The organism is Brachybacterium subflavum (genome assembly GCF_009299795.1).
Lineage (GTDB): Bacteria > Actinomycetota > Actinomycetes > Actinomycetales > Dermabacteraceae > Brachybacterium > Brachybacterium subflavum.
The window spans coordinates 362,057-385,818 of sequence record NZ_VIGP01000004.1 but is presented as its reverse complement, the minus strand read 5'-3'; the positions used below and the strand labels follow the sequence as shown (position 1 = coordinate 385,818).

Sequence of the window (23,762 nt, the reverse complement as noted above, 5' to 3'; positions counted from 1 at the left end):
CCATGACACCGACCCACCCCACGCCCGCGCACCGCGCCCCCGTGCAGCGCGACCTCGCCGCGCGCACCGACGAGATCCTCGCCCGCGCTCCCGCCGAGCCCACCGAAGCCGAGCGCGAGCGCGAGAAGCAGGTCGTCTCCCAGTGCCGGTATCTCATGCGCCTGCTCGCCACCAGGCGACGCAGCGCCGGGGAGATGTCCGCGCGCCTGCGCGAGCGCGAGGTCCCGGCCGATGTGGCCCACGAGGTCATGCAGCGGATCGCCCGCGCGGACCTCATCGACGACGCGGCCTTCGCCCGCGACTGGGTGATGCAGCGCCGGGAGCTCCGCGGTCTGGCGGACGAGGCGCTGCGGCGCGAGCTCGAGGCGAAAGGCGTCGCGGACGCCGACATCGACGCGGCGCTGGTGGCGCAGGCGGGCACGCCGCAGCACGCGGAGCTCGAGGAGGAGGAGCGTTGCCGCGAGCTCGTGCGCTGCCGCATCGCACCCGAGAGCCGCCGCACCGACATGGAGGATCGTTCAGAGCGCGCCCGCATGGCCCGCCGCCTCGAGGGGTACCTGCGCCGTCGCGGCTACGACGGCGCGCTCATCCGGCGCGTGGTCTCGAGCGAGCTCCTCGCCGCCACCGGGCGCTGAAGACGCTGAGGGCGCTGCGGCGGGCGGGTCACTCCTCCACGAGAGTTGCGGTGCGCGCCACGCGGGCGCCCCGGCGCTGCAGACGCCCATGGCGCTGGACCCACACCGCCAGGCGCGAGAGCAGCACGTTGAGGGTCACGAACACGGCGGCGCCCACGGCCAGCAGCGGGAGCAGGTAGTCGGCGTTGGTGAGCGCGTCGGCGACCCGGCTGATCTGGCGCAGCAGCTCCGCGTAGCCCACGATGTACCCGAGCGAGGAGTCCTTGATGAGGACGACGCCCTGGGCGATGAGCGAGGGGAGCATCATGCGCACCGACTGCGGCAGCTGGATCGTGCGGTAGATCAGACCGCTGCGCATCCCCAGCGAGTACGCGGCCTCGGTCTGGCCGGCAGGCAGCGCGCTGATGCCCGCGCGCAGGATCTCCGCGAAGACCGCCGCGTTGTAGACGACGAGGCCGAAGACCACGGCGACCAGGGGCGAGGCGCCGGGGAGCACCAGGATCCCGAACAGCATGACGAGCACGACGGGCAGCGCACGGAAGATCTCGATCACCGCCGAGGCGAGCCACCGCAGACCGCGCCACGGCGCCGAGCGGAGCGAGACCAGGAGGATCGCCAGGATCATCGCGAGCGGCAGGGAGATCACCGCGGCCAGCAGCGTGTTGAGCAGCCCCCGGAAGACGGCCGACCAGATGTCCTGCACCTGGTAGCCGGCGAAGTTCGGGGGCGCCTCGACGAGGATCCGCCACCGGTCGTCGAACACGCCGTTGGCCGCCAGGCGCCACCCGAGCAGCCCGAGGACGATGACGACGATCGCGCCGACCACCCAGCTCACGCGTCTCTCGCGACGCTTCTCGTCGGGTCCGGGGACGTCGTACAGGACGGGACCGCTGCTCATCGTGCGAACGCCGCCTTCCGTTCGAGGGCCGCCGCGAGCCGGCCGAGCGGGATGCAGATGACGAGATAGCACAGCGCGATGCCCACGAGGATCGCGATCACGTCGGAGGAGTGCACGTTCGTCAGCCGCTTCGAGAGCGCGAACAGTTCGAGCACGCTGAAGGCGCCCGCGACCGACGTGTTCTTCACCAGGGCGATGAGCACGCTGATCAGCGGCGGGATCGCCGTGCGGAAGGCCTGGGGGAGCACCACGATCGCGAGGTTCTGGCCGAATGACATGCCCAGCGAGCGCGCGGCCTCCGCCTGGCCCACCGCCACCGAGTTGATGCCGGAGCGCACCGCCTCTGCGACGAACGCCGAGGTGTAGCAGGTCAGCGCGATCACCGCCGCCACCTTATAGGCGAAGGTGAAGCCCATCGAGGGCGTCACGAACACGAAGAAGAAGAAGACGATCGTGAGCGGGGTGTTGCGCAGGAACTCGGTGTACACGGTCGCCACGGTGCGCAGCGGCATGTAGGGGGAGACCCTCATGGCGGCGAGCAGCGTCCCCAGCAGCACTGCGAGCACCCCGGCGGTGGCGGCGAGGAAGAGGGTGGTGGTGAACGCGTCCCAGATGGCGGCGCGCGAGGCGAGGAGGCTTCCCATGGGCGGCGGATCGGCGGCGGGCGCTCAGTAGCGGTCGATCTTCGGCGGATCCGGGGTGGGCAGGACCTGCCCGGCCGTCGACTTCCAGGCCTCCGCCCAGCTGCCGTCGTCGTAGGCCTTCTGGAGGGTGTCGTTGATGAACTCGCGGAAGGCGTCGTCACCCTTCTTCAGACCGATCCCGTAGGGCTCCTTCGTGAAGGTCTTGCCGTCGTCGACCATCTGCAGCTTGTCCTTGTCCGCGGCGACGAAGCCGGCCAGGATCACGTTGTCCGTGGTGACTGTGTCGACCTGGCCGTTGTTCAGGGCCGTGACGCACTTGGAGTAGGTGTCGAAGGTGACGAGCTCGGCATCGGGGTAGTTCTCCTCGATGTTCTGCGCGGGCGTCGAGCCCTCGACCGAGCTGACCTTCTTGCCCTTGAGGTCGTCGGGTCCCTGGATGGCGTCGTCGCCCTTGGGCACCATGAGCGCCTGACCGGCGATGTAGTAGGGGCCCGCGAAGTCGACGACCTTCTTGCGCTCGTCGTTGATCGTGTAGGTCGCGACCACGATGTCGACCTGGCCGTTCTGGATGAACGGCTCGCGGTTCGCCGAGACGGTCTCGGTCCACTCGATCTTGTCGGCCGTGATGCCGAGGGCAGCGGCGATCATCTTCGCGATCTCGACGTCGAATCCGGTGGGGTTGCCGTCGGGCCCGGCCTGGCCGAACAGGGGCTGGTCGAACTTTGTGCCCACGGTGATCTTCCCGGCGTCGGCGAGCTTCGCCATCGTCGAGCCCTCCTCGAAGCTCGAGGAGTCGACGTCGGCGACCTCGTCGGAGGAGTCATCGCCCCCGCCGCACGCGGTGAGCGTGAGCGCGGCGGCGGCGCCGACCGTGCCGGTGAGGAAGAAGCGCCGGCTGAGGGCGCCGGGGCTTAGGGAGAGACCGGTGCGGTCGACGGGGCCGGTGGGGGAGGAGGGGTGCTCGGTGGGGACGTGATCGGGACGCTGGCGTGACATGACGGGCTCCTTCGGTGCCTTCGGTGCCGGGCGGCTGCGCGCGGCGGTCAGTGGTGGAGGATCTTGGACAGGAAGTCCTGCGCGCGCTCGGACTCGGGCGCGGTGAAGAACCGGTCGGGCGGGGCGACCTCGAGGATCCGCCCCGCGTCCATGAACACGACCCTGTCGGCCGTGCGGCGCGCGAAGCCCATCTCGTGGGTGACCACGATCATCGTCATCCCCTCGCGCGCGAGGTCGGTCATCACCTCGATGACCTCGTTGATCATCTCGGGGTCGAGGGCCGAGGTGGGCTCGTCGAACAGCATGAGCTTGGGCTGCATCGCCAGGGAGCGGGCGATCGCGACGCGCTGCTGCTGGCCTCCCGAGAGCTGCGCGGGCAGCTTCTGCGCCTGGTCCGCGACGCCCACCCGCTCGAGCAGGCTCATGCCGAGCTCCTCGGCCGCGCGGCGCGGCATCCTCTTGACCTTGATGGGGGCCACGGTCACGTTGTCCAGCACGCTCTTGTGCGCGAAGAGGTTGAAGGACTGGAAGACCATGCCGACCTCCGCCCGCAGCTGGGCGAGACCGGGGCCGGAGGTGGGCAGCGCGCTGCCGTCGATGGTGATGTCGCCGGAGTCGATGGTCTCCAGGCGGTTGATCGTGCGGCACAGCGTCGACTTGCCCGAGCCGGAGGGGCCGAGGACCACGACCACCTCGCCCGCGGCGACCTCGAGATCGATGTCCCGGAGCACGTGCAGGTCCCCGAAATGCTTCTGCACCCCCCGCATCGTCACGAGGGGAGGGGCCGTCCCGGATTCGCTCCGGGACGCTGATGTGGTCTGGGTCATGGCGTGACCGTACGCTCTCGCGGCCGCGCACATCCCCGCTCGGGCGGGTCCGTTACCCCATGGTGACCTTCACAGGGCTCCCGCCGGAGGGCCGTACCCTGGTCGCATCATGACTTCCGTGCTCGCCCCGCAGAACGCCGATGCCGCCTCCGCCGACCGCGGCACCTACCAGGTGCGCACCTTCGGCTGCCAGATGAACGTCCACGACTCCGAGCGCCTCACCGGGCTCCTCGAGAAGGCCGGATACGTCGCCGCGCCCGCCGGGGCCGACCCTCGACGCGGGGAGGTCGACGTGGTCGTCTTCAACACCTGCGCTGTGCGCGAGAACGCCGACAACCGCCTCTACGGGACGCTCGGGTTACTGCGCCCCGGCAAGGACGCGAACCCCGGCATGCAGATCGCCGTGGGCGGCTGCCTCGCCCAGAAGGACCGCACGGCGATCACCGAGCGCGCGCCCTGGGTCGACGTCGTCTTCGGCACCCACAACATCGGCTCCCTGCCGGTGCTGCTTGAGCGCTCCCGCCACAACGCCCGCGCCGAGGTCGAGATCCTCGAGTCCCTCGAGGTGTTCCCCTCGACGCTGCCGACGCGCCGCGAGTCGGTCTACGCCGGCTGGGTCTCCATCAGCGTGGGCTGCAACAACACCTGCACCTTCTGCATCGTCCCCTCCCTGCGCGGGAAGGAGCGGGACCGCCGGCCCGGCGACGTGCTCGCAGAGGTCCGCGGCCTCGTCGAGGGCGGCGCGATCGAGGTGACGCTGCTGGGACAGAACGTGAACTCCTACGGCGTCGAGTTCGGGGACCGCGGCGCCTTCGCGAAGCTCCTGCGCTCCTGCGGGGAGATCGACGGCCTCGAGCGGATCCGCTTCACCTCCCCGCACCCGGCGATGTTCACGGACGACGTCATCGACGCGATGGCCGAGACCCCGGCGGTGATGCCCCAGCTGCACATGCCGCTGCAGTCGGGCTCCGACGACGTGCTGCGGCGCATGCGCAGGTCCTACCGCTCGAAGAAGTTCCTCGGCATCCTCGATCGCGTGCGCGAGCGGATCCCGCACGCGGCCATCACGACGGACATCATCGTCGGCTTCCCCGGTGAGACAGAGGACGACTTCGCGCGCACGCTCGAGGTCGTCGAGGCCTCCCGCTTCGCGAGCGCCTTCACCTTCCAGTACTCCGTGCGCCCGGGCACGCCCGCCGCGACCATGGAGGGCCAGGTCCCGCCCGACGTCGTCCGCGAGCGCTTCGAGCGGCTCACGGCCCTCCAGGAGCGCATCGGCCTCGAGGAGAACCGCGCCTTCGAGGGCCGCGAGGTCGAGGTGCTCATCGCCGAGGGCGAGGGCACGCGCGACGCGGACACCCATCGCATCTCGGGCCGCGCGGCGGACAACCGGCTCGTGCACGTGGCCCTGCCCGAGGGCCCAGGGGGCGGGGTGAGGCCGCGCCCCGGCGACCTCGTGACCACGACGGTCACCCGCGCGGCCGGGCACTACCTCATCGCCGACAGCCCGTTCACCGTGCGCCGCACCCGCTCGGGCGACGCGTGGGAGGCGCGCGAGGCCGGTCTCGAGGACGGGGCCGCGTGCGGGACCGGCGCGCCGGCCCCGCAGGGGCCGGTCGGCCTCGGGATGCCGACCCTGCGCACCCGCTGACCTCGTCCGGTCCGGGGCCGTGCCGGTGATCCTCCGCCCGCGCTGACGCGGGTCAGTGCGCGCCGACGCCCTCGCGACCCGCCAGGGCGCGGCGGGCCCACGCCGGGTCGTCGCTCGTGACCGTGTCGACGCCGAGGGCGACGGCGCGGTGCAGCGGCTCCTCGTCGTTGATGGTCCAGGCGTTCACGAGATGCCCGGCCCCATGGGCGCGCGTGACATCGGCGTCCGGGAGCTTCGACATCTGCAGACTGACGGCCTCGGTCCGGAGGTTGCCGGCGAGGGCCCAGAAGTCCTCGTCGGCGACGTGCGTGACCGCCGAGAGCGGGATCTGCGGGGCCACCGCGCGGGCGGCGCGCAGCGCCTCGGGCTTGAAGGAGATGATCCAGGCGGGGGCCACCCCGTTGCTGCTCTGGTCCAGCTCCCGGTCGACGAGCAGCTGCGCGGTCTGCTCGGCCGCAGCGACCGCCTTGACCTCGACGTAGATCGGGACACCCGACTCCTGGGCGATATCGAGGACGGCCTCGAGGGACGGCACGTGCTCGCCGTCCGGCAGCAGCACGGTGTCGAGCTCTGCGCGGGTGAGCTCCGCGAGGGATCCGCTGCGCAGAGGTGAGTCCTCAGCGGCGGTGCGGTCAATGGTGGTGTCGTGCATGATCACGAGCTGTCCGTCGGCGCTCAGGTGCACGTCGCACTCGAGCAGGTCCGCTCCGGCGTCGACGCCGGCGCGGAAGGCGCGCAGCGTGTTCTCGGGTGCGAGCCTCGCGGCGCCGCGGTGTCCTACGATCTTCGGCTGCATCAGCCGATCACCTCCTGCAGGTCGTCATGGTTCTCGTCGAGGATCTCCTGGACGACCAGGCTCTTGGCGATCTTCGTGTCCTTGGCGGCCTCGACGATCGGCACGTACCCGGTGTCCCGATGCCATTGTGCCGAGTTCTGGGGCTCGGCGAGGAAGCGGAACAGCTCCGCGCACCCTTCCTGGCGGTCCTCGGAGTCCGAGCGGACGATCGAGAGACCGCCGCCGGTGGGCACCCGGGCGGGCGCCTCGACCTGGCCGGGCATGAACGCGCAGGCCGCGTCGAAGCCCGCCTGCTCGGTGAGGTTCCGCAGCGCGGCGGTGGACTGCCGGCCTCGCGACTGACCCGTCGTGAAGTCGGTGTCCGAGGACTGCGCCATGTACCCGAGATGCTGCTCGTGGATGAAGCGGCGCTGCCACGCGAACCATTCGGCGCCGTGCTCGTCGTTCATGGTGACCTCCAGGCCCTCGGCGCTGTGCGCGCCGAAGGCCCAGAGGCCGGCCTGGGCGAACCAGCTGTCGGCCGAGCCGAGGGCGACCGCAGCCAGGGGCTTGCCGCTGCCCCGGATCTCGGCGAGCTCGGGGGCGAAGTCGGCGTGGTCGTCCCAGGTCTTCGGGCCCTCGTCCTGGGACTCGTTGCACTTCTCGAAGATCGACGGGATGGCCTCGCAGCTGATCCCGCTGAAGGGGCTCGTTGCCGGGGCGCTCGAGGCGGGTCGTCAGGGCGGGGCGACCTCAGTCGTCGAGCTCGTCGACCTCGGCGCCCAGGCGCTCCTCGAGCTCGTGGAAGAACGCGATGACGGTGCGCAGCCCGCACTCGATCGCGCGGTCGATCTGCTGATCGGAGGCTCCCGAGCTGAAGTCGGAGGTGACCTCGCCGTACAGTCCCAGCAGGCCCTCGGACTCGCGTCGCACGTACACCTTCGGCCAGACGCGGCTCATGTTCCACTCGTTGCAGAGCTTGAGCATCTCGGGCTTGTGGGCGCGCGAGACGGAGCGGTTCCAGCGTCCGCGGATCTGCAGCACGCTCCCGGCCTCGCCGGTGAGCATGAACTGGAAGCGGTAGTCGTCGAACCGTGCGCGCAGCACCTCGGGATGATCGGTGTCCTCCACGAAGGCGTAGCCGTGGCCGGACAGCGCCGCCTCGACGCGGTCGGTGCTGATCGGGTCCAGACCCTCCATCGACGCGGTGGCGGAGGAGGCCTGCTGCTGTGTCACCTGGAACCTCGTGGACGTAGGGGCGATCGGGACGCGCCCCACACTAGCCCCTTGCGCGCGCGAGGGCATCGCCAGGGTCGTCCACGGCACTCCGGGTACAGTGCGGCCCATGCCCGCGCCCGTCCCGCACCAGGCCGCGTCGGCCGCGGAGTCCCTGTCGGACCTGCCGATCGTCGCGATCGTCGGCGCGACCGCCACGGGCAAGTCCGATCTCGCGCTCGACCTCGCCGAGCGCCTGGACGGCGAGATCATCAACGCCGACGCGCTGCAGCTCTACCGCGGGATGGACATCGGCACCGCGAAGGTCGGCGCCGCCGAGCGCGAGCGCGTCCCCCACCACCTCCTCGATGTGCTCGAGGTGACCCAGGAGGCCAGCGTCTCGACCTATCAGCGCGAGGCCCGCGCGGTCGTCGCGCAGGTCCGCGGCCGCGGTCGCGTGCCCGTCGTCGTCGGCGGATCCGGCCTGTACGTCCGCGCGCTGCTGGACGACATCCGCTTCCCGCCCACGGATCCCGATGTCCGCGACCGTCTGGAGCGCCGCGCGCAGAGCGAGGGCGTCGACTCACTGCGCACCGAGCTCGAGCGCACCGATCCCGAGGCCGCGGCGGCGATCGGCGCGCAGGACGTCCGGCGCATCGTGCGCGCGCTCGAGGTCGGCGAGATCACCGGGGGATCCTTCCGCGCCTTCCTCCCGCGGCGTCAGTACCTGGACGCCGCGACGCTGCAGATCGGTCTGCACCGCGAGCGCGAGGAGCTGCGTGAGCGGGTCGCCGTGCGCGTGGACCGGATGGTCGAGCAGGGGCTGCTCGACGAGGTCCGCGCCCTGCGCGCACAGGGGCTCGACGAGGGGGCGACAGCGCGCCGCGCCATCGGGTACGAGCAGGCGCTCGCCGTCCTCGACGGCGCGATGACCTGCCGCGAGGCGGTCGACGCGACGGTCGCCGGCACCCGTCGCCTGGTGCGCAAGCAGGACACCTGGTTCCGCCGCGATGAGCGCACGGACTGGCTCCCCGCCTCCTCCGACGACCTCCTCGCACGTGCGCTGGACCTCGTCGCCGCGCACCGCCGGGACGTGCGCGCGTAGGCTTCCCGGCATGCCGACACACCGTGACGAGTCCTCCGCGGCCGCCGCCGCGCCCCTCGCGCTGCGCTTCACCAAGGGGCACGGCACCCGCAACGATTTCGTGGTCCTCGACGACCCGGAGGGAGCCCTCGCACTCGACGCGTCCGCGGTCGCCGCGCTCGCCGACCGCCGCGGCGGCATCGGCGGCGACGGCGTGATCCGCGTGGTGCGCACGCGCGCCGCCGGCGTCGAGGCGCCGGCGGATGCCCCCGAATGGTTCATGGACTACCGCAACGCCGACGGCTCGATCGCCGAGATGTGCGGCAACGGCGTGCGCGTGTTCGCCGCCTTCCTCTCGCGCGCGGGCCGTCTGCCCGCGGACGGCGCGCCCCTGGACATCTGGACCCGCGCCGGCGTGCGGCGCCTCGAGGTCCTCGCGGCTCCGCCGGCCCCCGGCGACCCCTGGCAGGTGCGCGTGGGCATGGGCCCTGCTCGCGTGTCCGACGGGCCCGCCCGCACCGTGCGCATCGCCGGGCGCGAGCTCCCCGCCTGGGACGCGGACATGGGAAACCCCCACGCGGTCGCCGAGCTGCCCGAGGACCTGGTCCTCGAGGACCTCGATCTGACCGTCCGCCCGGGCCTCGATCCCGAGCCCGAGCACGGGGCGAACGTCGAGTTCGTCGTCCGTCGCGGCACCGCGCACGTGGCGATGCGCGTCTTCGAGCGGGGCGTCGGCGAGACCCAGTCCTGCGGGACGGGCGCGGCGGCCGTCGGCGTGGTCTCGGCCCTGTGGGCCGGGGACGACGGCAGCGGCCCCTGGCGGGTCGACGTGCCCGGCGGGACCCTCGAGGTCGCCCGCGCCGAGGACGGGCAGGTCACCCTCGCCGGTCCCGCGCAGCTCGTGGCCGACGGGGCGACCGCGCTCCCGCGCGGCTGACCGGTCCGGATCGGCCGATCGGCCGCCGTTCGCGTGGGCGCGGCTCGCACGATCCATCGGCGTGCGCCCGGGTGGTCGGGTGCTCGCGTCCGTGGTCGCGTGCACCGGATGAGGCGTGCTCAGCCCTCTGCGCGCGGACCGACCTCGAGGATCCGGAAGCCCTTCGCGCTCGCGACCTTCTGCACCGCGCGACCGGGGAGCTGGTCGTCGAGCCACGCCGCCAGGGGATCCGCGCCGAGGTTCCTGCCGACCACGAGGCCGGCCGTCCCCTGCGCGGAGAGGCGCCCGCACCAGCGCAGCAGAAGATCGTGCAGCTCCTGCTTGCCGATCCGGATCGGCGGGTTCGACCAGAGGGTGTCGAACAGCAGCTCGGAGGGGACGTCGTCGGGCGCGGCGACATGCACCCGCAGGCCCAGTCGCTCGGCGTTCTCCGCGGTGACCTCGCGGGCGCGCTCGGAGACGTCGACCGCCCAGACCTCCGCGTCGGGGTGGAGCAGTGCGGCGCTGAGCGCGATCGGCCCCCAGCCGCACCCCAGGTCGAGGATCCGAGCCCCTGCCGGCACCGGGGCGAGCGTGTCCAGGCGGTCCAGGAGCACCGCGGTCGCCTTGTCCAGCCCGCGTGCGGAGAACACCGCGCGGGAGGTGACCAGCTCCCGCTCGGCGCCGACGAGCCGTGCGGTCAGCGGCAGGCGGGAGGCGTCGGTCGCGCTGGTGGGGGAGAAGTAGTGCTCGGACACGCACACAGCGTACGCATCCGGCCCACCGGGGCGGCGTCCGCCGATGCGCCCTGGGCATAAATCTCTCGCCCCGCGCGCCGGGCCGTGGGATTCTTGATGCTCACGATCCGCTCACGGCGGGTCCTCGCAGCACTCCGCCCGACGCACCCCACAGGAAGAAGGCCGCCACCGTGCCGATCGCTTTTCACCCGGACTCCGAGAACGCCCCCGCGCAGGAGCACGGCGGCGAGGAGGCCGCCGGAGCGGACGAGCGCACGAGCAGCGACCCCCTGACCCGTCGGATCCTCGCGCGCGGCGACGCCTCCGTCTCCGCCGTCACCTACGCCTCGGACACCGACGGCGAGCAGCTCGACCTCGCCGACCGTCGCGCGCTGCGGCGCGTCGCGGGCATCCGCACGGACATCGAGGACGTCACCGAGGTCGAGTACCGCCAGCTGCGCCTCGAGCGCGTGGTCCTCGCCGGCATCTACACCTCCGGCAGCTCCGATGACGCCGAGAACAGCCTGCGGGAGCTCGCCGCGCTCGCCGAGACCGCCGGCTCCGAGGTGCTCGACGGCGTCATGCAGCGCCGCCAGCACCCCGACCCCGCGACCTTCCTGGGCAAGGGCAAGGCGGCCGAGCTCGCCGAGATCGTCACCGAGACCGGTGCGGACACTGTCGTGGCCGACGGAGAGCTCGCGCCCAGCCAGCGCCGCGCCCTCGAGGACATCGTCAAGGTCAAGGTCGTCGACCGCACCGCGCTGATCCTCGACATCTTCGCCCAGCACGCCAAGTCCCGCGAGGGCAAGGCGCAGGTCGAGCTCGCGCAGCTCGAGTACCTGCTGCCGCGCCTGCGCGGCTGGGGCGAGTCCATGTCCCGCCAGGCCGGCGGGCGCGTCGCCGCGGGCGGAGCGGGGATGGGCTCGCGCGGACCCGGCGAGACGAAGATCGAGCTGGACCGCCGCCGTATCCGCACCCGGATGGCCAAGCTGCGCCGCGAGATCAGGGAGATGGCGCCGAGCCGCGAGGCCAAGCGCGCGGACCGCCACCGCCGCGAGGTGCCGGCCGTCGCGATCGCCGGCTACACCAACGCCGGGAAGTCCTCGCTGCTGAACCGGCTCACGAGCGCCGGCGTCCTCGTGGAGAACGCCCTGTTCGCGACGCTGGACCCGACGGTCCGGCGGGCCCAGACGCCCGACGGCCGCGAGTTCACCTACGCCGACACGGTGGGCTTCGTGCGCCATCTGCCCACGGAGCTCGTCGAGGCCTTCCGCTCGACGCTCGAGGAGGTCGGCGACGCCGACCTGCTGCTCCACGTGGTCGATGCCTCCCATCCCGACCCCGAGGGCCAGATCCGGGCCGTGCGCGGTGTGCTCGCCGACATCGACGGCTTCGACGTCCCCGAGATCATCGTGCTGAACAAGGCCGACATCGCGTCCCCCGAGACGATCGCGCGCCTGCGCAGCCTGGCGGGGGAGTCCGCCGTGGTGTCCGCGCGCACCGGCGAGGGCGTCGACGAGCTGCGCGATCTCATCGCCGACCGCCTCCCGCGGCCTGCCGTCGAGATCGACACCGTCGTGCCGTACACGCGCGGCGACCTCGTCTCGCGCGCGCACTCGACCGGCGAGATACTCGGCGAGGAGCACCTGCCCGAGGGCACGCGCCTGCACGCGCGGGTCGACTCCGCGCTCGCCGCGGAGATCCGGTCGCTCGTCGGCGCCTGAGGGGCGTGCCCGAGGGACCGCGCCTGCGGGCGGCGGCCCCTCCCTGGCCGACGTGACGAGTCCCCTCCGCGGGCTCCGACGCGCCTCGGCGATGCGCGCACGGCGCGCGGCTAGTGTGGGCCGGTGCCTGCCGCCCGTGAAGCCTCCGCGTCGCCGATCGCCGATCTCGACGTGCTCATGGACGCCGCCGTGGAGGGCCTGGAGGGGACGCGCCGCGAGGGTCAGACCCGGATGGCGAGCGCGGTCGACACTGCCCTCGAGGGACAGCGCCACCTGCTGGTCCAGGCCGGCACCGGCACCGGCAAATCGCTCGCGTACCTCGTGCCCGCGCTGCGCCACGCGGTCGTGACGGGACGGCCGGTCGTGGTCTCCACGGCGACCATCGCCCTGCAGTCGCAGATCGTGCGCAAGGATCTCCCGCGCATCGTCGAGGCGCTCGCCCCCCACCTCCCGCGCACCCCCACCTTCTCCCTGCTCAAGGGACGCGGGAACTACCTGTGCCTGCACAAGATCGACGGCGGCTACCCGAGCGACATCGACCCCGGGGCGCTCTTCGCCCAGACCGCCGCCGATCCCGCGAGCGGCTCCTCCGAACGCCTCGGGGAGCAGGTGAAGCGGCTGCGCGAGTGGTCGGCGCTCACCGACACGGGCGACCGCGACGACCTGGACATGCCCGTCTCCGACCGCGCCTGGCACCAGGTCTCGGTGACCGGCTCGCAGTGCCTGGGAGGGCACTGCCCGCTCGTGGACCAGTGCTTCGCCGAGCGCAACCGCGCCGTCGCCCGCGAGGTCGATCTCGTGGTCACGAATCACGCGCTGCTCGCGATCGACTCCTTCGACAACCACGGCATCATCCCCGACCACGATGCGGTGGTGTTCGACGAGGCGCACGAGCTCACGTCCCGCGTGACGAGCGCCGTCACCGACCAGCTGACCGTGGGCATGGTGCGCGGGGCCGTCCGCGAGCTGCGCGGGCTCGGCGTCGCTGCGACCGCCCTCGACGACGCGGGCGAGGAGCTGAACACGGTCCTTCCCGACCTGCCCGACGGGAGAGTCATGGGCGCTCTGCCCAGCGCCGCCGCGGATGCCCTCGTCCACCTGCGCACGGAGGCCCGCGGTGCCCACGCCGACGCCAAGGACGCCGGCGGCGACGCCCCGACGGCGGCCGGCGCCCGCAAGGCCGTGCGCGCGAACCTGCAGGAGATCGTCGACGTCTGCGAGCGCCTCACCGCGCCCGACGAGGACGACGTCGTCTCGGTCTCCCACTCCGAGCGCACCGGCCGCTCGAGCCTCCAGGTCGCCCCGCTCGACGTCGCCGGCGCCATGCGGGGACGCATCCTCGAGGACACCACCGCCGTGCTGACCTCCGCGACGCTCGCCCTCGGCGGACGCTTCGAGCCGCCCGCCCGCGCCATCGGCCTGGGCTCGCGCCGACGCATGGACGCCGAGGACGTCCCTCCGCTCGAGGACCGCAGCGCCTGGGCCGGGATCGATGTGGGCAGCCCCTTCGACTATCGCCGCCAGGGCATCCTCTACGTCGCCTCCCACCTGCCCTCGCCGGGCCGTGAGGGCCCGTCGCTCGCGATGCTCGATCACCTCACCGAGCTCGTCGAGGCCTCGCGCGGCGGGGCGCTGTGCCTGTTCTCCTCGAGGCGGGGTGCGGAGGTCGCCGCCGAGCACGTGCGCGCGCGTCTCGACCTGCCCGTCGGCCTGCAGGGGGAGGACTCCCTGCCCCGGCTCGTCGAGCAGTTCCGCGGCGACGACACCGCGAGCCTGTTCGGGACCATCGGGCTGTGGCAGGGCGTGGACGTGCAGGGGCGCACGTGCCGGCTGGTGACCATCGACCGCCTGCCGTTCCCGCGCCCCGACGATCCGCTGACCTCCGCACGCTCCGAGCGGGCCGACGCGGAGGGCGGCAGCGGATTCATGCAGGTGTCGGTGCGCCATGCCTCGCTGCTGCTCGCGCAGGGCGCCGGTCGCCTGATCCGCTCGCACGAGGACCGCGGCATGGTCGCGGTGCTCGACCCGCGTCTGCGCACCAAGCGCTACGGGGCGGTGCTGCGCGAGGCGATGCCGCCGCTGTGGCCGACGCAGGATCCCGAGGTCGCGCTGGCCGCCCTCGGACGACTGGCCCGCGCGGGGGGCTGAGCCCGCAGGACCGAGCGCGTGCAAGGGGTCGATCGCGGCCGCGCCCGGGTGCGGGATCGCGTCAGACGGCGCGCAGCACCGCCACCACCTTGCCGAGGATCTCGGCGTGGTCGCCCAGGATCGGAGCGAACGCGGGGTTGTGCGGCATCAGCCAGACATGGCCGTCGCTCTGGGCGAACGTCTTGACCGTCGCCTCGCCCTCGATCATGGCCGCCACGATCTCGCCCTTCTGCGCGACGGGCTGAGAGCGCACGACGACCCAGTCGCCGTCGCAGATCGCGGCATCGACCATCGAGTCCCCGACGACCTGCAGCAGGAACAGCTCCCCGTCGCCCACGAGCTGCTGGGGCAGGGTGAAGACGTCCTCCACCTGTTCCTCAGCAGTGATCGGGATGCCGGCGGCGATCCGGCCGACGAGCGGCACGCTCACCGACGCGGAGGCCGCGGCGGCACCGATCGACTCGACGGGCGCGAGGGTCGGCTCGCCGGCGTCGTCGGGCAGCACCACCTCGAGCGCGCGCGGACGCTTCGGATCGCGGCGCAGGAATCCCTTGCGCTCGAGCGCCTGGAGCTGGTGGGAGACGGAGGAGGGGGAGGTGAGGCCGACGGCATCGCCGATCTCGCGCATGGTCGGCGGGTAGCCGTGGCGCTCGATGGCGGCGGTGATGGTCTCGAGGATCCGTCGCTGGCGCGCGGTGAGGCCGTCGTCGGTCAGGTCGGGACCAGAGGTCGTCGGGGTCATCTGCGCGGCTCCTCGCTTCGTCTGTCCCACCCCTGCGATTCAGTGGGACTCGTCGCTCAGCCTAGGCGTCGGGCGGCTTGATTCCAAACATGTGTTCGAGGAAGGCCTTGCGTGTCGCGCGCGGCGGGCCTACAGTCGTACACGTATTCGATCGAACAGGAGTTCGGACAATGGCCACCATGCTTCCCCTCCCCACCTCTTCGGCCCACACTGAGCAGGCTGCTGCTCGCAAGGGTGTTCGACTGCAGCTCACCCGTCGCGGCCGCATCCTGCTGGCCGCCGTCGCGTTCCTCGCAGGCATCCTCGTCGCCCTGCTGGGCGTTCTCGTCCTCGGTGTCCCCTCCGCCTTCGCGGGCGATCCGCAGGAGCCGGTCACCGTGACCGTGCAGGCGGGCGACACGCTCAGCGACTACGCCGAGCAGTATGCACCCGCCGGTGAGGACTCCCAGGACTTCGTGCGCGACATGCGTTCGCTCAACGGCCTCTCGAGCCCCCGCATCACCGAGGGGCAGTCGCTCGAGCTCCCCGAGGGCAGCGTCGACGCCGCCTGATCCGCCGGGGCGCTGCGGCGGGAGCGCCGCGGGCCCGCTCTCGACCCTGCGGTGCGCCCGGTAGGCTGGAGGACGTGCACTGTCCGTTCTGCCGCCACCCCGATTCGCGCGTCGTCGACTCGCGCACTGCCGACGACGGCGCCTCGATCCGGCGTCGTCGCCAGTGCCCGAACTGCTCGCGTCGGTTCTCCACGATCGAGACGGCATCCCTCTCGATCCTCAAGCGCTCGGGAGTGAGCGAGGCGTTCAGCCGTTCCAAGGTGATCTCCGGAGTGCGCAAGGCCTGTCAGGGCCGCCCGGTCAGCGACGACCAGCTGGCCGTTCTCGCCCAGCGGGTCGAGGAGACCGTTCGCCAGAGCGGCCAGGCCGAGGTCGACGCCCACGCCGTGGGCCTCGCGATCCTCCAGCCCCTGCGCGAGCTCGACGTGGTCGCGTACCTCCGCTTCGCGAGCGTCTACCAGGACTTCGACTCCCTCGACGACTTCGAGTCCGCGATCTCCGAGCTGCGCCAGGACGCCTCCGCCGGCAGCGGCGCCGCGTCCTGAGCCGCTCGGCGGCCCGTCGGCCCTCGGGTCCGAGGCACGGGAGCCGCTGCATTCGTGGCTGATCCGTGTCGATCGGTGGAAAACGGTCCGAAGCACCGGCGTCATGCCCTTAAGATGTTCAGGGCGCGCCCAGAGGGCGCGCCGCCGACCGGCGGTCGTGGAGGGGAAGCCACGGCCGCCGGTCTTCTCATGTCCGGGGCGAGGACTCGGCCTCGGTGCCGGTGAGGCCCGCCGGCAGCTCCCGCGCATGCACCACGTCCAGCCGCTGGGTCGCACGGGTCATCGCGACGTAGAGGTCACCGGCGCCTCCCTCGGAATCGGCGAGGATCTCCGCGGGCTCCACGAGGACCACCGCGTCGAACTCGAGTCCCTTGGCGTCCTGCGGGGTCATCACCGCGATCGGGTCGTCGATGCCGCGGCTCCCGGTGCCGATGCGGCCCAGGTCGTCCCGTGCGCGCAGCGCGCGCACCACGTCCTCGAGACGTCGTCCGGGGGTGAGGACGACGAGGCGCCCGATCGCCTCGGCCTGCTGCGCGGCAACGGCGTCGGCCACCGCCTCCGGCAGCCCCGCCTCGTCCCCGGAGTGCAGGAGCACCGGCCAGTCGCCCTCGCGCACCGAGGTGACCTCGGTGATCGGGAGGTCGCGGGACTCGGCCACGGCCTGCGCCACGTCCATGATGCGACGCGGCGTGCGGTAGTTGACGCTCAGCGGCTCGACCTCGAGACGGTCCTCGACGTACGGGGCGAGCGCCCTCTCCCACGAGGAGGTCCCTGCTGACGACGAGGTCTGCGCGACATCGCCGACGATGGTGAACGACTTCGAGGGGCAGCGGCGCATGAGCGTGCGCCACATCATCGCCGAGAGCTCCTGTGCCTCGTCCACGACCACGTGCCCGTAGGTCCAGCTGCGGTCCTCCGCGGCCCGTTCGGCGAGCGTGCGGCCGTCGGACGCCCGGTCCATGCGGTCCGCGAGGTCCTCGTCGCGCACGATCCCCGAGGTGTCGATGTTCTCGATGACCTCGCGCGCATAGCTGAGATCTGCCTCGCGGCGTCGACGGGAGCGCTCGGCATCCGCCTGCTGCGCCTGATCGTCCTCGCCCAGCAGCTCTGCGACCTCGTCGAGCAGGGGCACGTCCTCGATCGTCCACGGAGCGTCCTTGGCGCGCACGAGGAGGTCGAGATCCGCGCCGGCGAGGGAGCGCGGAGCGGCCGCACGCAGCCGCTCGGGATGCGCGAGCAGGACCCGCAGGAACGACTCCGGGGTGTACGGCAGCCACGCCAGGTTCAGCGTGCGGCGCACCTCGGGATCGCGGCGCAGGTCGTCGAGATACCCCGCGCGGTCCTCGGGGATCACGGTGGTCCCGCGGCGGGAGAGCTCGGCCTCGTACTGCTGGACCAGCCGGTCCAGGGCGGCGCGCACGAACACGGCGCGCGCGGCGTTGTGGGGCTTGTGGGTCGAGCGCGCCTCGCGCCGGGCGTCCGCCAGGACCTTCCGGGTGATCCTGAGGGGCGTGCCGTCGATGGCGAGCTCGAGATCCCTCTCCGGCACCACCTGACGCTGCTTCACCGCGCGCGAGAGCAGCTCGGCCATCGCGGCTGCGCCCTTGAGGCGCGCGACCTCGGGCGCATCGTGCAGCGTCGTCTCCACGCCCGGGAAGAGCCCGCCGGGGGTCGACATCACCACGCCGGACTCTCCGAGGCTCGGCAGCACGCGCTCGATGTAGCGCAGGAAGCCGCGCGTGGGGGCGACGATCAGCACGCCCGAGTGCTCGAGGCGGCGGCGATGGGTGTAGAGCAGATAGGCGGCGCGGTGCAGGGCGACGGCGGTCTTGCCCGTGCCGGGCCCGCCCTGGACCACCAGCACCCCGCGGTTCGAGGAGCGGATGATGCGGTCCTGCTCCGCCTGGATGGTGGCGACGATGTCGCCCATGCGCCCGGTGCGCTGCGAGGAGACGGCGGCCAGGAGTGCGCCCTCGCCCTGCAGCACGACCTCCTCGCCCTCCGCGCCGCGGGCGAGCATGGACTGGTCGAGCACGTCGTCCTCGAGCCCCACGACGGTGCGCCCCTGGGAGATGAGGTGGCGGCGCAGGCGCACGTCCAGCCGCTCGAGGCTGGTCGCCTGGTAGTAGGCGGCCGCGGCCGGAGCGCGCCAGTCCACGAGGAGCTGCTCGCGCTCCGGCGTGAACAGGCCGATGCGGCCGATGTAGTGGCGCTCGCCCTCGTCCGTGTCGAGCCGGCCGAACACGACGCTCGAGCTCACCGTGCGCAGCAGCGCGAGCCGGTCCTCGTACAGCGCCATGAACGCGTCCCGCTCGGAGCGGTTCTGATGGGTCGCCGCGTCCTGCGATCCCTGGACCTCGTCCAGGCTGGTCTGGATCTGCGCCATGAGCTCGTCCACGCGCGCGTACAAGCGGTTCGCGTAGTCCTGCTCGAGGGCGATCTCACGGGCGACATGCGCCTCCTCGCTCGCCGGCGCATCCGGCCGGGGTTCTGCTGGCTCCACGGGGCGTCCTTCCGGTGGCCGCGCGCACGAGGGGGTGCCGCCCTGATCCTGTGCGCGCGATGACATGGCGATCCATTATGGTGGAACGCGTCGAACGCGGGGAAAAGCCCTGCTCGACGGCGACTGCGAGGAGCGAGGTGCATCGATGCGTGACCCCCGTGACCTCTACGCCTACGAGTCCGCGGATGTGATCGCGGCGGTTCCCCGCGGCCGCCTGACCCTCGTGCACGCCCTCCCGGGCCTCGTGGACGCCGGCAACTCCTGCCGGATCGCCTCGACCTACCTCAAGGATTCCCTGCGCCACGTGCGGATCGTGACGTTCGACATCGACGAGCTCGTGGACTACCGGGGCTCGCGTCCGCAGGCGGTGTTCGACGGTGCGGTCTACACCGAGGTGACCGTTCCCGAGATGTCCCTGTACCTCATGTACGACGAGGGCGACCGCCCCTTCCTCTATCTCGACGGGCCAGAGCCGGACCTGCAGTGGCGCCGCCTCAGCCAGGCCGTGATCGACCTCATCGAGTTCTTCGACGTCGCGAAGGTCGTGGGCATGAGCGCGATCCCGATGGCCATGCCGCACACGCGGCCGATCGCCATGATCACCCATGCCAACGACCCCGACCTGATCCCCGCGCACGAGCCCGAGCAGGGCGGGGAGATCGTGGTCCCGGCCTCGTTCGGCGCGCTGCTCGAGCACGAGCTCGGCAAGGCCGGACACCCAGCCATCGGCTATGCCGCGCAGATCCCTCACTACCTCACGCGCACCGACTTCCCGGCGGGCGCGCTCGCGCTGCTGCGTCGGGTCAGCGAGGGCGCGGGCCTGGACATCCCTCTCGTGGACCTCGGAGATCTCACGGAGGCCGCGGGCGCGGCGCTCGAGAGCACCCTCACCGACAACGAGGAGGTCCTCAGCATGGTCGCGGCCCTCGAGGAGCAGTACGACGCGCAGTCCACCGAGAGCGACGGCGTCTTCAGCACCACGATGGACCTGCCCACCGGCGAGGAGCTCGCGGATCGCTTCGAGCGCTTCCTCGCCGGCGAGGAGGACGACGGCCCCGGCGGAGGATCGGGGCGGGGGCCAGGCTCCGGCCCCGAGGTCTCCTGAGGAGGGACCTCCGCCGCACCGGCGACTCGCCGCCCACCGGCCATCGCGCGCCCTCGGCGCACGCAGCAGCGCATCATCGCAGGACACAGGAAGTGACGCTTTCCATGGCAGAGAGCACCGTGCAGGGCACCGTGACGTGGTTCAACGGCGAGAAGGGCTACGGCTTCATCGAGGTCGACGGGCCCGGGGCCGACGTCTTCGTGCACCACAGCCGCATCGACATGGACGGCTACCGCACTCTCGCGGAGGGCCAGAGGGTCGAGGTCGACGTGGTGCCCGGCGAGAAGGGGCCGCAGGCCGAGCAGGTCCGCCCGCTCTGAGATCCGATCCTCCCCCTGGGGGCCGGCCCATCGCGTATCAGGTCTGAGCGCCGCCCTCGAGCACCGCTCCGGGGGCGGCGATCCGCGCTGCGTCCTCCCCGGCGGCCAGCCGCACCGCCACCGGGTCCGAGCGCAGCGCCCGGTCGAGCGAGGCCGGCAGCGGCGCATCGGAGGCGAGCAGCACGCAGTTCCCGCGCCGTCTGCCCTTGAGGTGGGCAGGCTCGGCGATCGCACCGACGTGCGCGAACACGCTCGAGAGCGTGGTCAGCTCGTCGGCGAGCAGACGCGATCCCGGGCGGGAGGCGCAGTTGGCCAGGTAGAGGCCGTCGTCGGCGAGCACGCGGCGGGCGTGGCGGGCGGCCTCGACCGAGGTGAGCGAGGACGGCGTGCGATCTCCCGCGAAGACGTCGCGGGTGAGCACGTCGAAGCGGTCCTCGCGCCACTCCTCGAGCGCATGGGCGGCGTCGTCGACGCGGATCCTCAGCTGCGGGGAGCGGGGGAGGGAGAACCAGGTCCGCACGTGCTCGGCGAGGAGCGCGTCGAGCTCCACGACGATCTGGCGGGCGCGCGGCCAGTCGTGGGCGAGCGTGCGCGGCAGCGCGCACCCGGCGCCTCCCAGATGGGCGACGGCGAGTTCGAGCCCGCGCCGCGAGGAGCCGGCGCCGTCCGCCCCGTCCCCGGCGCGCCTCTCCAGGATCCAGCAGTGCATCGCCGTGCGCATCCACCGCATGTACTCGAACACCAGATGGTCCGGATCGGGATCGAGGTGCGAGGACGGAACGCCGTTGACCAGGAGCAGCACCGATCCGTCGGATTCGACGACGAGCTCGGCGCTGCCCGTCGAGATGGGGACGGCCTCGCCGACGGGCCCGAGACCGGGGAACGGCGCCTCCGAGGAGCTGCGGCGACGGCCGCGGGGTGGTGGGGTCACCCGGACACTCTAGAGCCGGGAGCCCCGCGCATCGGCCTCCGCGTGCGCAGAGTCGGAGCCGATTGCGCGAGCCGCCCGTCGGCCCTCCCCAGACGCCCTGCGTCCACAGCGCCGGCGCTGCCGCGTCGGATGTCGGTGCGTCCGCCTAGCGTTCCCACCATGACCACGCACACAGCTGAGCTCGTCCATCTGGATCAGGATCTCGCCGCCCTCGAGAGGGCCGAGGCGATGCTCGCCCGCGCCCAGGAGCTCGCGGGTACCGACCCGCGCGCCTCCTACGAGCTCGTGCATCGTGCGGCCCTGCGCACCGCCGGCGTCCTCGTCACCCGGGCGAACCGTGCCCGGCGGCGCAAGCTGCCGCTGAACGTGTGGACGGCGATGGACCGCATGGGCGGGGAGCGCCGGCGCTGGGCGGAGGACGCCTCGCGCTTCGTGGTCGAGCGCGACCGCCTGGACCGCGACCAGCGCGCGACCCCGGACCCCGTCCTGCTGGCGCTGCATCGCGAGGGGACCCGGGCACGCATAGCCCAGGTCCGTGAGGAGCTCCTGGCCTCCCTCGCGCCCACGGAAGCGGTCGCCCTCGCCGGGTGAGGTCGGCGATCCGGCACGGCCGGTGCGGTCCGCGCCGTCGGCGGCCACGGTGTCCGCGCGCGCTCGCGTCGATCGAGGAGCCCGGTCCGATGGCTCCTCCGGGACCCGACTAGCATGGTGCGCTCCGGCCGCGCGCGCGGCCCGGGGGAGGAGCGGCGGAGGGAGCGCAGATGTCGGGCACGGAGGACTGCACGATCCTGCACCTGGACATGGATGCCTTCTTCGCCTCCATCGAGATCCGCGACGACCCCGCCCTGCGAGGTCTGCCCGTCGTCGTCGGAGGAGCGGGATCGCGCGGCGTCGTCGCCGCGGCGAGCTATCCGGCGCGCGAGCGCGGCATCCGCTCCGCCATGCCGATGGCCACCGCGCGCCGGCTCGCCCGGGACCTCGTCATCGCCCCGCCGCGCATCGACCGCTACCGCGAGGTCTCCGCGCAGGTCATGGACCTGCTGCGAGAGGTCACGCCCGCGATCGAGCAGATCAGCGTCGACGAGGCCTTCCTCGACATCTCCGGTGCACGGCGCCTCTTCGGTTCTCCCGAGCAGATCGCCCAGCGCCTGCGCACCCGCATCCGCGAAGAGCTCGACCTGCCCAGCAGCGTCGGAGGGTCCGTGTCCCGGGCGGTCGCGAAGATCGCGTCCGCCCGGGCCAAGCCCGACGGCATGCTGATCGTCCCGTCCGAGCAGACCGCCGCCTTCCTCTCGCCGCTGCCCGTGGGCGTCATCTCGGGCGTCGGCCCCAAGGCGCAGCAGGCCCTCGAACGGCTCGGGGTGCGCACCGTCGGCCAGCTGCGCGACATCCCCGCGGGGGCGCTGCGTCGGGCCGTCGGCCCCCAGGCGCCCATGATCGCGCGGCTCGCGGCGGGGGAGGACCGCACGGGGCTGGGAACACGGGTGCGCGATCGCAGCGTCGGCACCGAACGCACCTACGAGGAGGACCTCGTGGACCCCGCCGAGGTGCGTCGCCGCCTCACCCTCATGGCCGACGAGGTCTCCCGCAGCCTGCGCCGCAGCCATCTCGCCGCGCGCGCGGTCTCCGTCAAGCTCCGTTCACCGGACGGCACCACCATCACGCGCTCGGCCACGATGGACCAGCCGACGGCGAGCGGGGAGCGGCTTCGCGAGCACGTGGTCGCCCTCTGGGAGAGGGAGGTGCCGCGGATGCCGGCGGTGCGTCTGGCGGGGGTGCGGGCGGAGCGTCTGCAGGAGACGAGCGCCCAGCCCACCGCGGCCGAGCTCTCCGGCCGCGGAACGGGGTGGCAGGGCCTGGAGAGCGCGATGGACCGCGCCCGCGATCGCTTCGGTGCGGGCAGCCTCTCGCGCGGATCCACGCTCCGTGCGCCGGACGATTCCAGGGACGATGCATCCGGCAGCTGAGAGCGCGTCCGGGACGTGAGAGGGAGAGTGTCAGGCGTTGGGCCGACGAGTTCCCAATCCCCAGCGGGCGGCAGTATCCTTAGGGGATCGTCGATGGGGCTCGAGCCGCCCACGGCGATCGCGTTCAGCCGCAGGGAACACGGCACGGGACAAGGAGCCGGAACGATGCCGCTTTCGGAGCACGAGCAGAAGATGCTCGATGAGATGGAACGTCAGCTCTTCGCGGACGATCCCCGGCTCGCCCGCGCCTTCCGCTCCGGCACCCAGGACCGGCGCGACCGCCGCCGCATCGTCCTCGGCCTCGCCGGAGTCGTCGTCGGACTCGGCGTCCTCGTCCTCGGGGTCTCCCTGAACTTCATCTGGCTGGGCGTCCTGGCGTTCCTGCTGATGCTCGCCGGAGCCGTCTACGCCGTGACCTCGCCGCGCAGCCGCCCGGGAGGCCCGGCCGCCGATCAGGGCGACGGGGGCGAGCAGCCCCGGCAGCCCGAGAACGGCGGCAGCGACTTCATGCGCCGCATGGAGGAGCGCTGGGAGAAGCGCTCGGGGGACGACCCCCGGGGCTGAGCGCTCCGCTCTCCTCCACACCGCACCACCGCTTCACCAACCCGCGACCCCGAGCCCTCGGCCCGGGGTCGTCGTCTGTCCGGGCCCTGCGCACTGGGCACTGGGGCACGGGCCTCTCGGTGAGCGTCCCTGCCCGCCCCGCGGGCTCCTCCCCGGGGCTCCGCCGCCTCCCTCCGCCCCGTACGACCGCGCCTCTCCGCCGCGCGTGATCGCGTCCCTTCGCTGCGCGTGACCGCCCCCTTCGCCGCGCGCCTCCACTGCGCTCCCCGCGGCTCCTCCACTCC

Annotated in this window: 24 protein-coding genes; 13 read left to right on the top strand and 11 right to left on the bottom strand. The window is 72.6% G+C overall.

The window, feature by feature from the left end:
• Positions 1–2 precede the first annotated feature (2 nt).
• On the top strand, positions 3–635 hold the full coding sequence (locus FHG10_RS11980) for a regulatory protein RecX (RefSeq protein ID WP_152353559.1): 633 nt from the start codon (positions 3–5) through the stop codon (positions 633–635).
• A 28-nt stretch (positions 636–663) separates the two neighbouring features.
• Here the strand turns inward: FHG10_RS11980 and FHG10_RS11975 are convergent, their stop codons facing one another.
• Genes FHG10_RS11975 through FHG10_RS11960 form a run of 4 tightly spaced genes read right to left on the bottom strand, consistent with a single transcriptional unit; the run spans position 664 to position 3,940 of the window.
• On the bottom strand, positions 664–1,533 hold the full coding sequence (locus tag FHG10_RS11975; protein ID WP_152353558.1) for an amino acid ABC transporter permease: 870 nt from the start codon (positions 1,531–1,533) through the stop codon (positions 664–666).
• Positions 1,530–2,177, bottom strand: a complete 648-nt coding sequence (locus tag FHG10_RS11970; protein WP_152353557.1) for an amino acid ABC transporter permease — start codon at positions 2,175–2,177, stop codon at positions 1,530–1,532. Before FHG10_RS11970 ends, FHG10_RS11975 begins: the two co-directional genes overlap by 4 nt.
• A gap of 24 nt (positions 2,178–2,201) precedes the next feature.
• Positions 2,202–3,173 (bottom strand): glutamate ABC transporter substrate-binding protein, encoded by a 972-nt coding sequence (locus FHG10_RS11965; protein WP_152353556.1) that lies wholly within the window; start codon positions 3,171–3,173, stop codon positions 2,202–2,204.
• A 47-nt stretch (positions 3,174–3,220) separates the two neighbouring features.
• On the bottom strand, positions 3,221–3,940 hold the full coding sequence (locus FHG10_RS11960; protein WP_227488231.1) for an amino acid ABC transporter ATP-binding protein: 720 nt from the start codon (positions 3,938–3,940) through the stop codon (positions 3,221–3,223).
• 169 nt (positions 3,941–4,109) lie between these two features.
• Here FHG10_RS11960 and miaB point away from each other — a divergent pair, with 169 nt between their 5' ends.
• On the top strand, positions 4,110–5,651 hold the full coding sequence (miaB, locus tag FHG10_RS11955) for a tRNA (N6-isopentenyl adenosine(37)-C2)-methylthiotransferase MiaB (protein WP_152353554.1): 1,542 nt from the start codon (positions 4,110–4,112) through the stop codon (positions 5,649–5,651).
• Between the two features lie 52 nt (positions 5,652–5,703).
• Here the strand turns inward: miaB and FHG10_RS11950 are convergent, their stop codons facing one another.
• The 3 genes from FHG10_RS11950 to FHG10_RS11940 all read right to left on the bottom strand — a co-directional run bounded on the left by FHG10_RS11950 (position 5,704) and on the right by FHG10_RS11940 (position 7,662).
• A complete protein-coding gene (locus tag FHG10_RS11950; RefSeq protein ID WP_152353553.1) occupies positions 5,704–6,447 on the bottom strand; it encodes a glycerophosphodiester phosphodiesterase in 744 nt (247 codons plus the stop codon).
• Positions 6,447–7,097, bottom strand: a complete 651-nt coding sequence (locus tag FHG10_RS11945) for an extracellular solute-binding protein (RefSeq protein WP_227488230.1) — start codon at positions 7,095–7,097, stop codon at positions 6,447–6,449. The genes FHG10_RS11950 and FHG10_RS11945 overlap by 1 nt, the downstream gene beginning before the upstream one ends.
• An 82-nt stretch (positions 7,098–7,179) precedes the next feature.
• Positions 7,180–7,662 (bottom strand): type III secretion system chaperone family protein, encoded by a 483-nt coding sequence (locus FHG10_RS11940; RefSeq protein ID WP_227488213.1) that lies wholly within the window; start codon positions 7,660–7,662, stop codon positions 7,180–7,182.
• Between the two features lie 109 nt (positions 7,663–7,771).
• On the opposite strand from FHG10_RS11940, the gene miaA reads away from it, so the two are divergent.
• Together miaA and dapF are read left to right on the top strand one after the other, a co-directional pair.
• Entirely contained in the window at positions 7,772–8,746 is a 975-nt protein-coding gene (miaA, locus tag FHG10_RS11935) for a tRNA (adenosine(37)-N6)-dimethylallyltransferase MiaA (RefSeq protein WP_152353551.1), read from the top strand.
• Between the two features lie 10 nt (positions 8,747–8,756).
• The gene (gene dapF, locus FHG10_RS11930; RefSeq protein WP_152353550.1) at positions 8,757–9,662 is read left to right on the top strand and encodes a diaminopimelate epimerase; all 906 of its coding nucleotides are present in this window, start codon (positions 8,757–8,759) and stop codon (positions 9,660–9,662) included.
• A gap of 119 nt (positions 9,663–9,781) precedes the next feature.
• Here the strand turns inward: dapF and FHG10_RS11925 are convergent, their stop codons facing one another.
• Complete coding sequence (locus FHG10_RS11925; protein ID WP_152353549.1) at positions 9,782–10,399, bottom strand: class I SAM-dependent methyltransferase; 618 nt, start codon at positions 10,397–10,399, stop codon at positions 9,782–9,784.
• Positions 10,400–10,569: 170 nt separating this feature from the next.
• Here FHG10_RS11925 and hflX point away from each other — a divergent pair, with 170 nt between their 5' ends.
• Both hflX and FHG10_RS11915 read left to right on the top strand, forming a co-directional pair.
• A complete protein-coding gene (gene hflX / locus FHG10_RS11920; RefSeq protein ID WP_152353548.1) occupies positions 10,570–12,102 on the top strand; it encodes a GTPase HflX in 1,533 nt (510 codons plus the stop codon).
• Between the two features lie 177 nt (positions 12,103–12,279).
• Positions 12,280–14,250 carry an ATP-dependent DNA helicase gene (locus FHG10_RS11915; RefSeq protein ID WP_152353654.1) on the top strand — a complete coding sequence of 657 codons (1,971 nt, stop codon included), beginning with the start codon at positions 12,280–12,282 and terminating at the stop codon, positions 14,248–14,250.
• Positions 14,251–14,311: 61 nt separating this feature from the next.
• On the opposite strand, the gene lexA is transcribed toward FHG10_RS11915, so the two are convergent.
• Complete coding sequence (gene lexA / locus FHG10_RS11910; RefSeq protein ID WP_152353547.1) at positions 14,312–14,992, bottom strand: transcriptional repressor LexA; 681 nt, start codon at positions 14,990–14,992, stop codon at positions 14,312–14,314.
• Positions 14,993–15,171: 179 nt separating this feature from the next.
• On the opposite strand from lexA, the gene FHG10_RS11905 reads away from it, so the two are divergent.
• Together FHG10_RS11905 and nrdR are read left to right on the top strand one after the other, a co-directional pair.
• Positions 15,172–15,543 carry a LysM peptidoglycan-binding domain-containing protein gene (locus FHG10_RS11905; RefSeq protein ID WP_227488212.1) on the top strand — a complete coding sequence of 124 codons (372 nt, stop codon included), beginning with the start codon at positions 15,172–15,174 and terminating at the stop codon, positions 15,541–15,543.
• A 74-nt stretch (positions 15,544–15,617) separates the two neighbouring features.
• Complete coding sequence (gene nrdR / locus FHG10_RS11900; RefSeq protein WP_152353545.1) at positions 15,618–16,088, top strand: transcriptional regulator NrdR; 471 nt, start codon at positions 15,618–15,620, stop codon at positions 16,086–16,088.
• Between the two features lie 187 nt (positions 16,089–16,275).
• On the opposite strand, the gene FHG10_RS11895 is transcribed toward nrdR, so the two are convergent.
• On the bottom strand, positions 16,276–18,591 hold the full coding sequence (locus FHG10_RS11895) for a HelD family protein (protein WP_227488211.1): 2,316 nt from the start codon (positions 18,589–18,591) through the stop codon (positions 16,276–16,278).
• Positions 18,592–18,736: 145 nt separating this feature from the next.
• On the opposite strand from FHG10_RS11895, the gene FHG10_RS11890 reads away from it, so the two are divergent.
• Both FHG10_RS11890 and FHG10_RS11885 read left to right on the top strand, forming a co-directional pair.
• Positions 18,737–19,696 carry a PAC2 family protein gene (locus FHG10_RS11890; RefSeq protein WP_152353543.1) on the top strand — a complete coding sequence of 320 codons (960 nt, stop codon included), beginning with the start codon at positions 18,737–18,739 and terminating at the stop codon, positions 19,694–19,696.
• 104 nt (positions 19,697–19,800) lie between these two features.
• Complete coding sequence (locus tag FHG10_RS11885; protein WP_152353542.1) at positions 19,801–20,016, top strand: cold-shock protein; 216 nt, start codon at positions 19,801–19,803, stop codon at positions 20,014–20,016.
• Between the two features lie 37 nt (positions 20,017–20,053).
• Here FHG10_RS11885 and FHG10_RS11880 read toward each other — a convergent pair whose 3' ends face one another.
• On the bottom strand, positions 20,054–20,947 hold the full coding sequence (locus tag FHG10_RS11880) for a spermidine synthase (protein WP_193636292.1): 894 nt from the start codon (positions 20,945–20,947) through the stop codon (positions 20,054–20,056).
• Between the two features lie 159 nt (positions 20,948–21,106).
• Between FHG10_RS11880 and FHG10_RS11875 the strand changes: the two genes are divergently transcribed.
• From FHG10_RS11875 to FHG10_RS11865, 3 genes are all read left to right on the top strand, one after another.
• Positions 21,107–21,538, top strand: a complete 432-nt coding sequence (locus tag FHG10_RS11875; protein WP_152353541.1) for a hypothetical protein — start codon at positions 21,107–21,109, stop codon at positions 21,536–21,538.
• A 170-nt stretch (positions 21,539–21,708) separates the two neighbouring features.
• Entirely contained in the window at positions 21,709–22,914 is a 1,206-nt protein-coding gene (gene dinB, locus FHG10_RS11870; protein WP_152353540.1) for a DNA polymerase IV, read from the top strand.
• A gap of 165 nt (positions 22,915–23,079) precedes the next feature.
• Positions 23,080–23,478 carry a DUF3040 domain-containing protein gene (locus FHG10_RS11865; protein WP_152353539.1) on the top strand — a complete coding sequence of 133 codons (399 nt, stop codon included), beginning with the start codon at positions 23,080–23,082 and terminating at the stop codon, positions 23,476–23,478.
• The last annotated feature ends 284 nt before the right edge of the window (positions 23,479–23,762 follow it).

Bases quoted from the DNA above. Each gene is read 5' to 3' on its own strand.
- FHG10_RS11965 (WP_152353556.1), bottom strand. From the start codon at position 3,173: ATGTCACGCCAGCGTCCCGATCACGTCCCCACCGAGCACCCCTCCTCC.
- FHG10_RS11975 (WP_152353558.1), bottom strand. From the start codon at position 1,533: ATGAGCAGCGGTCCCGTCCTGTACGACGTCCCCGGACCCGACGAGAAG.
- dinB (WP_152353540.1), top strand. From the start codon at position 21,709: ATGTCGGGCACGGAGGACTGCACGATCCTGCACCTGGACATGGATGCC.
- lexA (WP_152353547.1), bottom strand. From the start codon at position 14,992: ATGACCCCGACGACCTCTGGTCCCGACCTGACCGACGACGGCCTCACC.
- FHG10_RS11905 (WP_227488212.1), top strand. From the start codon at position 15,172: ATGCTTCCCCTCCCCACCTCTTCGGCCCACACTGAGCAGGCTGCTGCT.
- FHG10_RS11960 (WP_227488231.1), bottom strand. From the start codon at position 3,940: ATGCGGGGGGTGCAGAAGCATTTCGGGGACCTGCACGTGCTCCGGGAC.
- FHG10_RS11885 (WP_152353542.1), top strand. From the start codon at position 19,801: ATGGCAGAGAGCACCGTGCAGGGCACCGTGACGTGGTTCAACGGCGAG.
- FHG10_RS11915 (WP_152353654.1), top strand. From the start codon at position 12,280: ATGGACGCCGCCGTGGAGGGCCTGGAGGGGACGCGCCGCGAGGGTCAG.
- FHG10_RS11980 (WP_152353559.1), top strand. From the start codon at position 3: ATGACACCGACCCACCCCACGCCCGCGCACCGCGCCCCCGTGCAGCGC.
- dapF (WP_152353550.1), top strand. From the start codon at position 8,757: ATGCCGACACACCGTGACGAGTCCTCCGCGGCCGCCGCCGCGCCCCTC.
- FHG10_RS11950 (WP_152353553.1), bottom strand. From the start codon at position 6,447: ATGCAGCCGAAGATCGTAGGACACCGCGGCGCCGCGAGGCTCGCACCC.
- FHG10_RS11970 (WP_152353557.1), bottom strand. From the start codon at position 2,177: ATGGGAAGCCTCCTCGCCTCGCGCGCCGCCATCTGGGACGCGTTCACC.
- FHG10_RS11865 (WP_152353539.1), top strand. From the start codon at position 23,080: ATGCCGCTTTCGGAGCACGAGCAGAAGATGCTCGATGAGATGGAACGT.
- miaA (WP_152353551.1), top strand. From the start codon at position 7,772: ATGCCCGCGCCCGTCCCGCACCAGGCCGCGTCGGCCGCGGAGTCCCTG.
- FHG10_RS11875 (WP_152353541.1), top strand. From the start codon at position 21,107: ATGACCACGCACACAGCTGAGCTCGTCCATCTGGATCAGGATCTCGCC.
- miaB (WP_152353554.1), top strand. From the start codon at position 4,110: ATGACTTCCGTGCTCGCCCCGCAGAACGCCGATGCCGCCTCCGCCGAC.
- FHG10_RS11890 (WP_152353543.1), top strand. From the start codon at position 18,737: ATGCGTGACCCCCGTGACCTCTACGCCTACGAGTCCGCGGATGTGATC.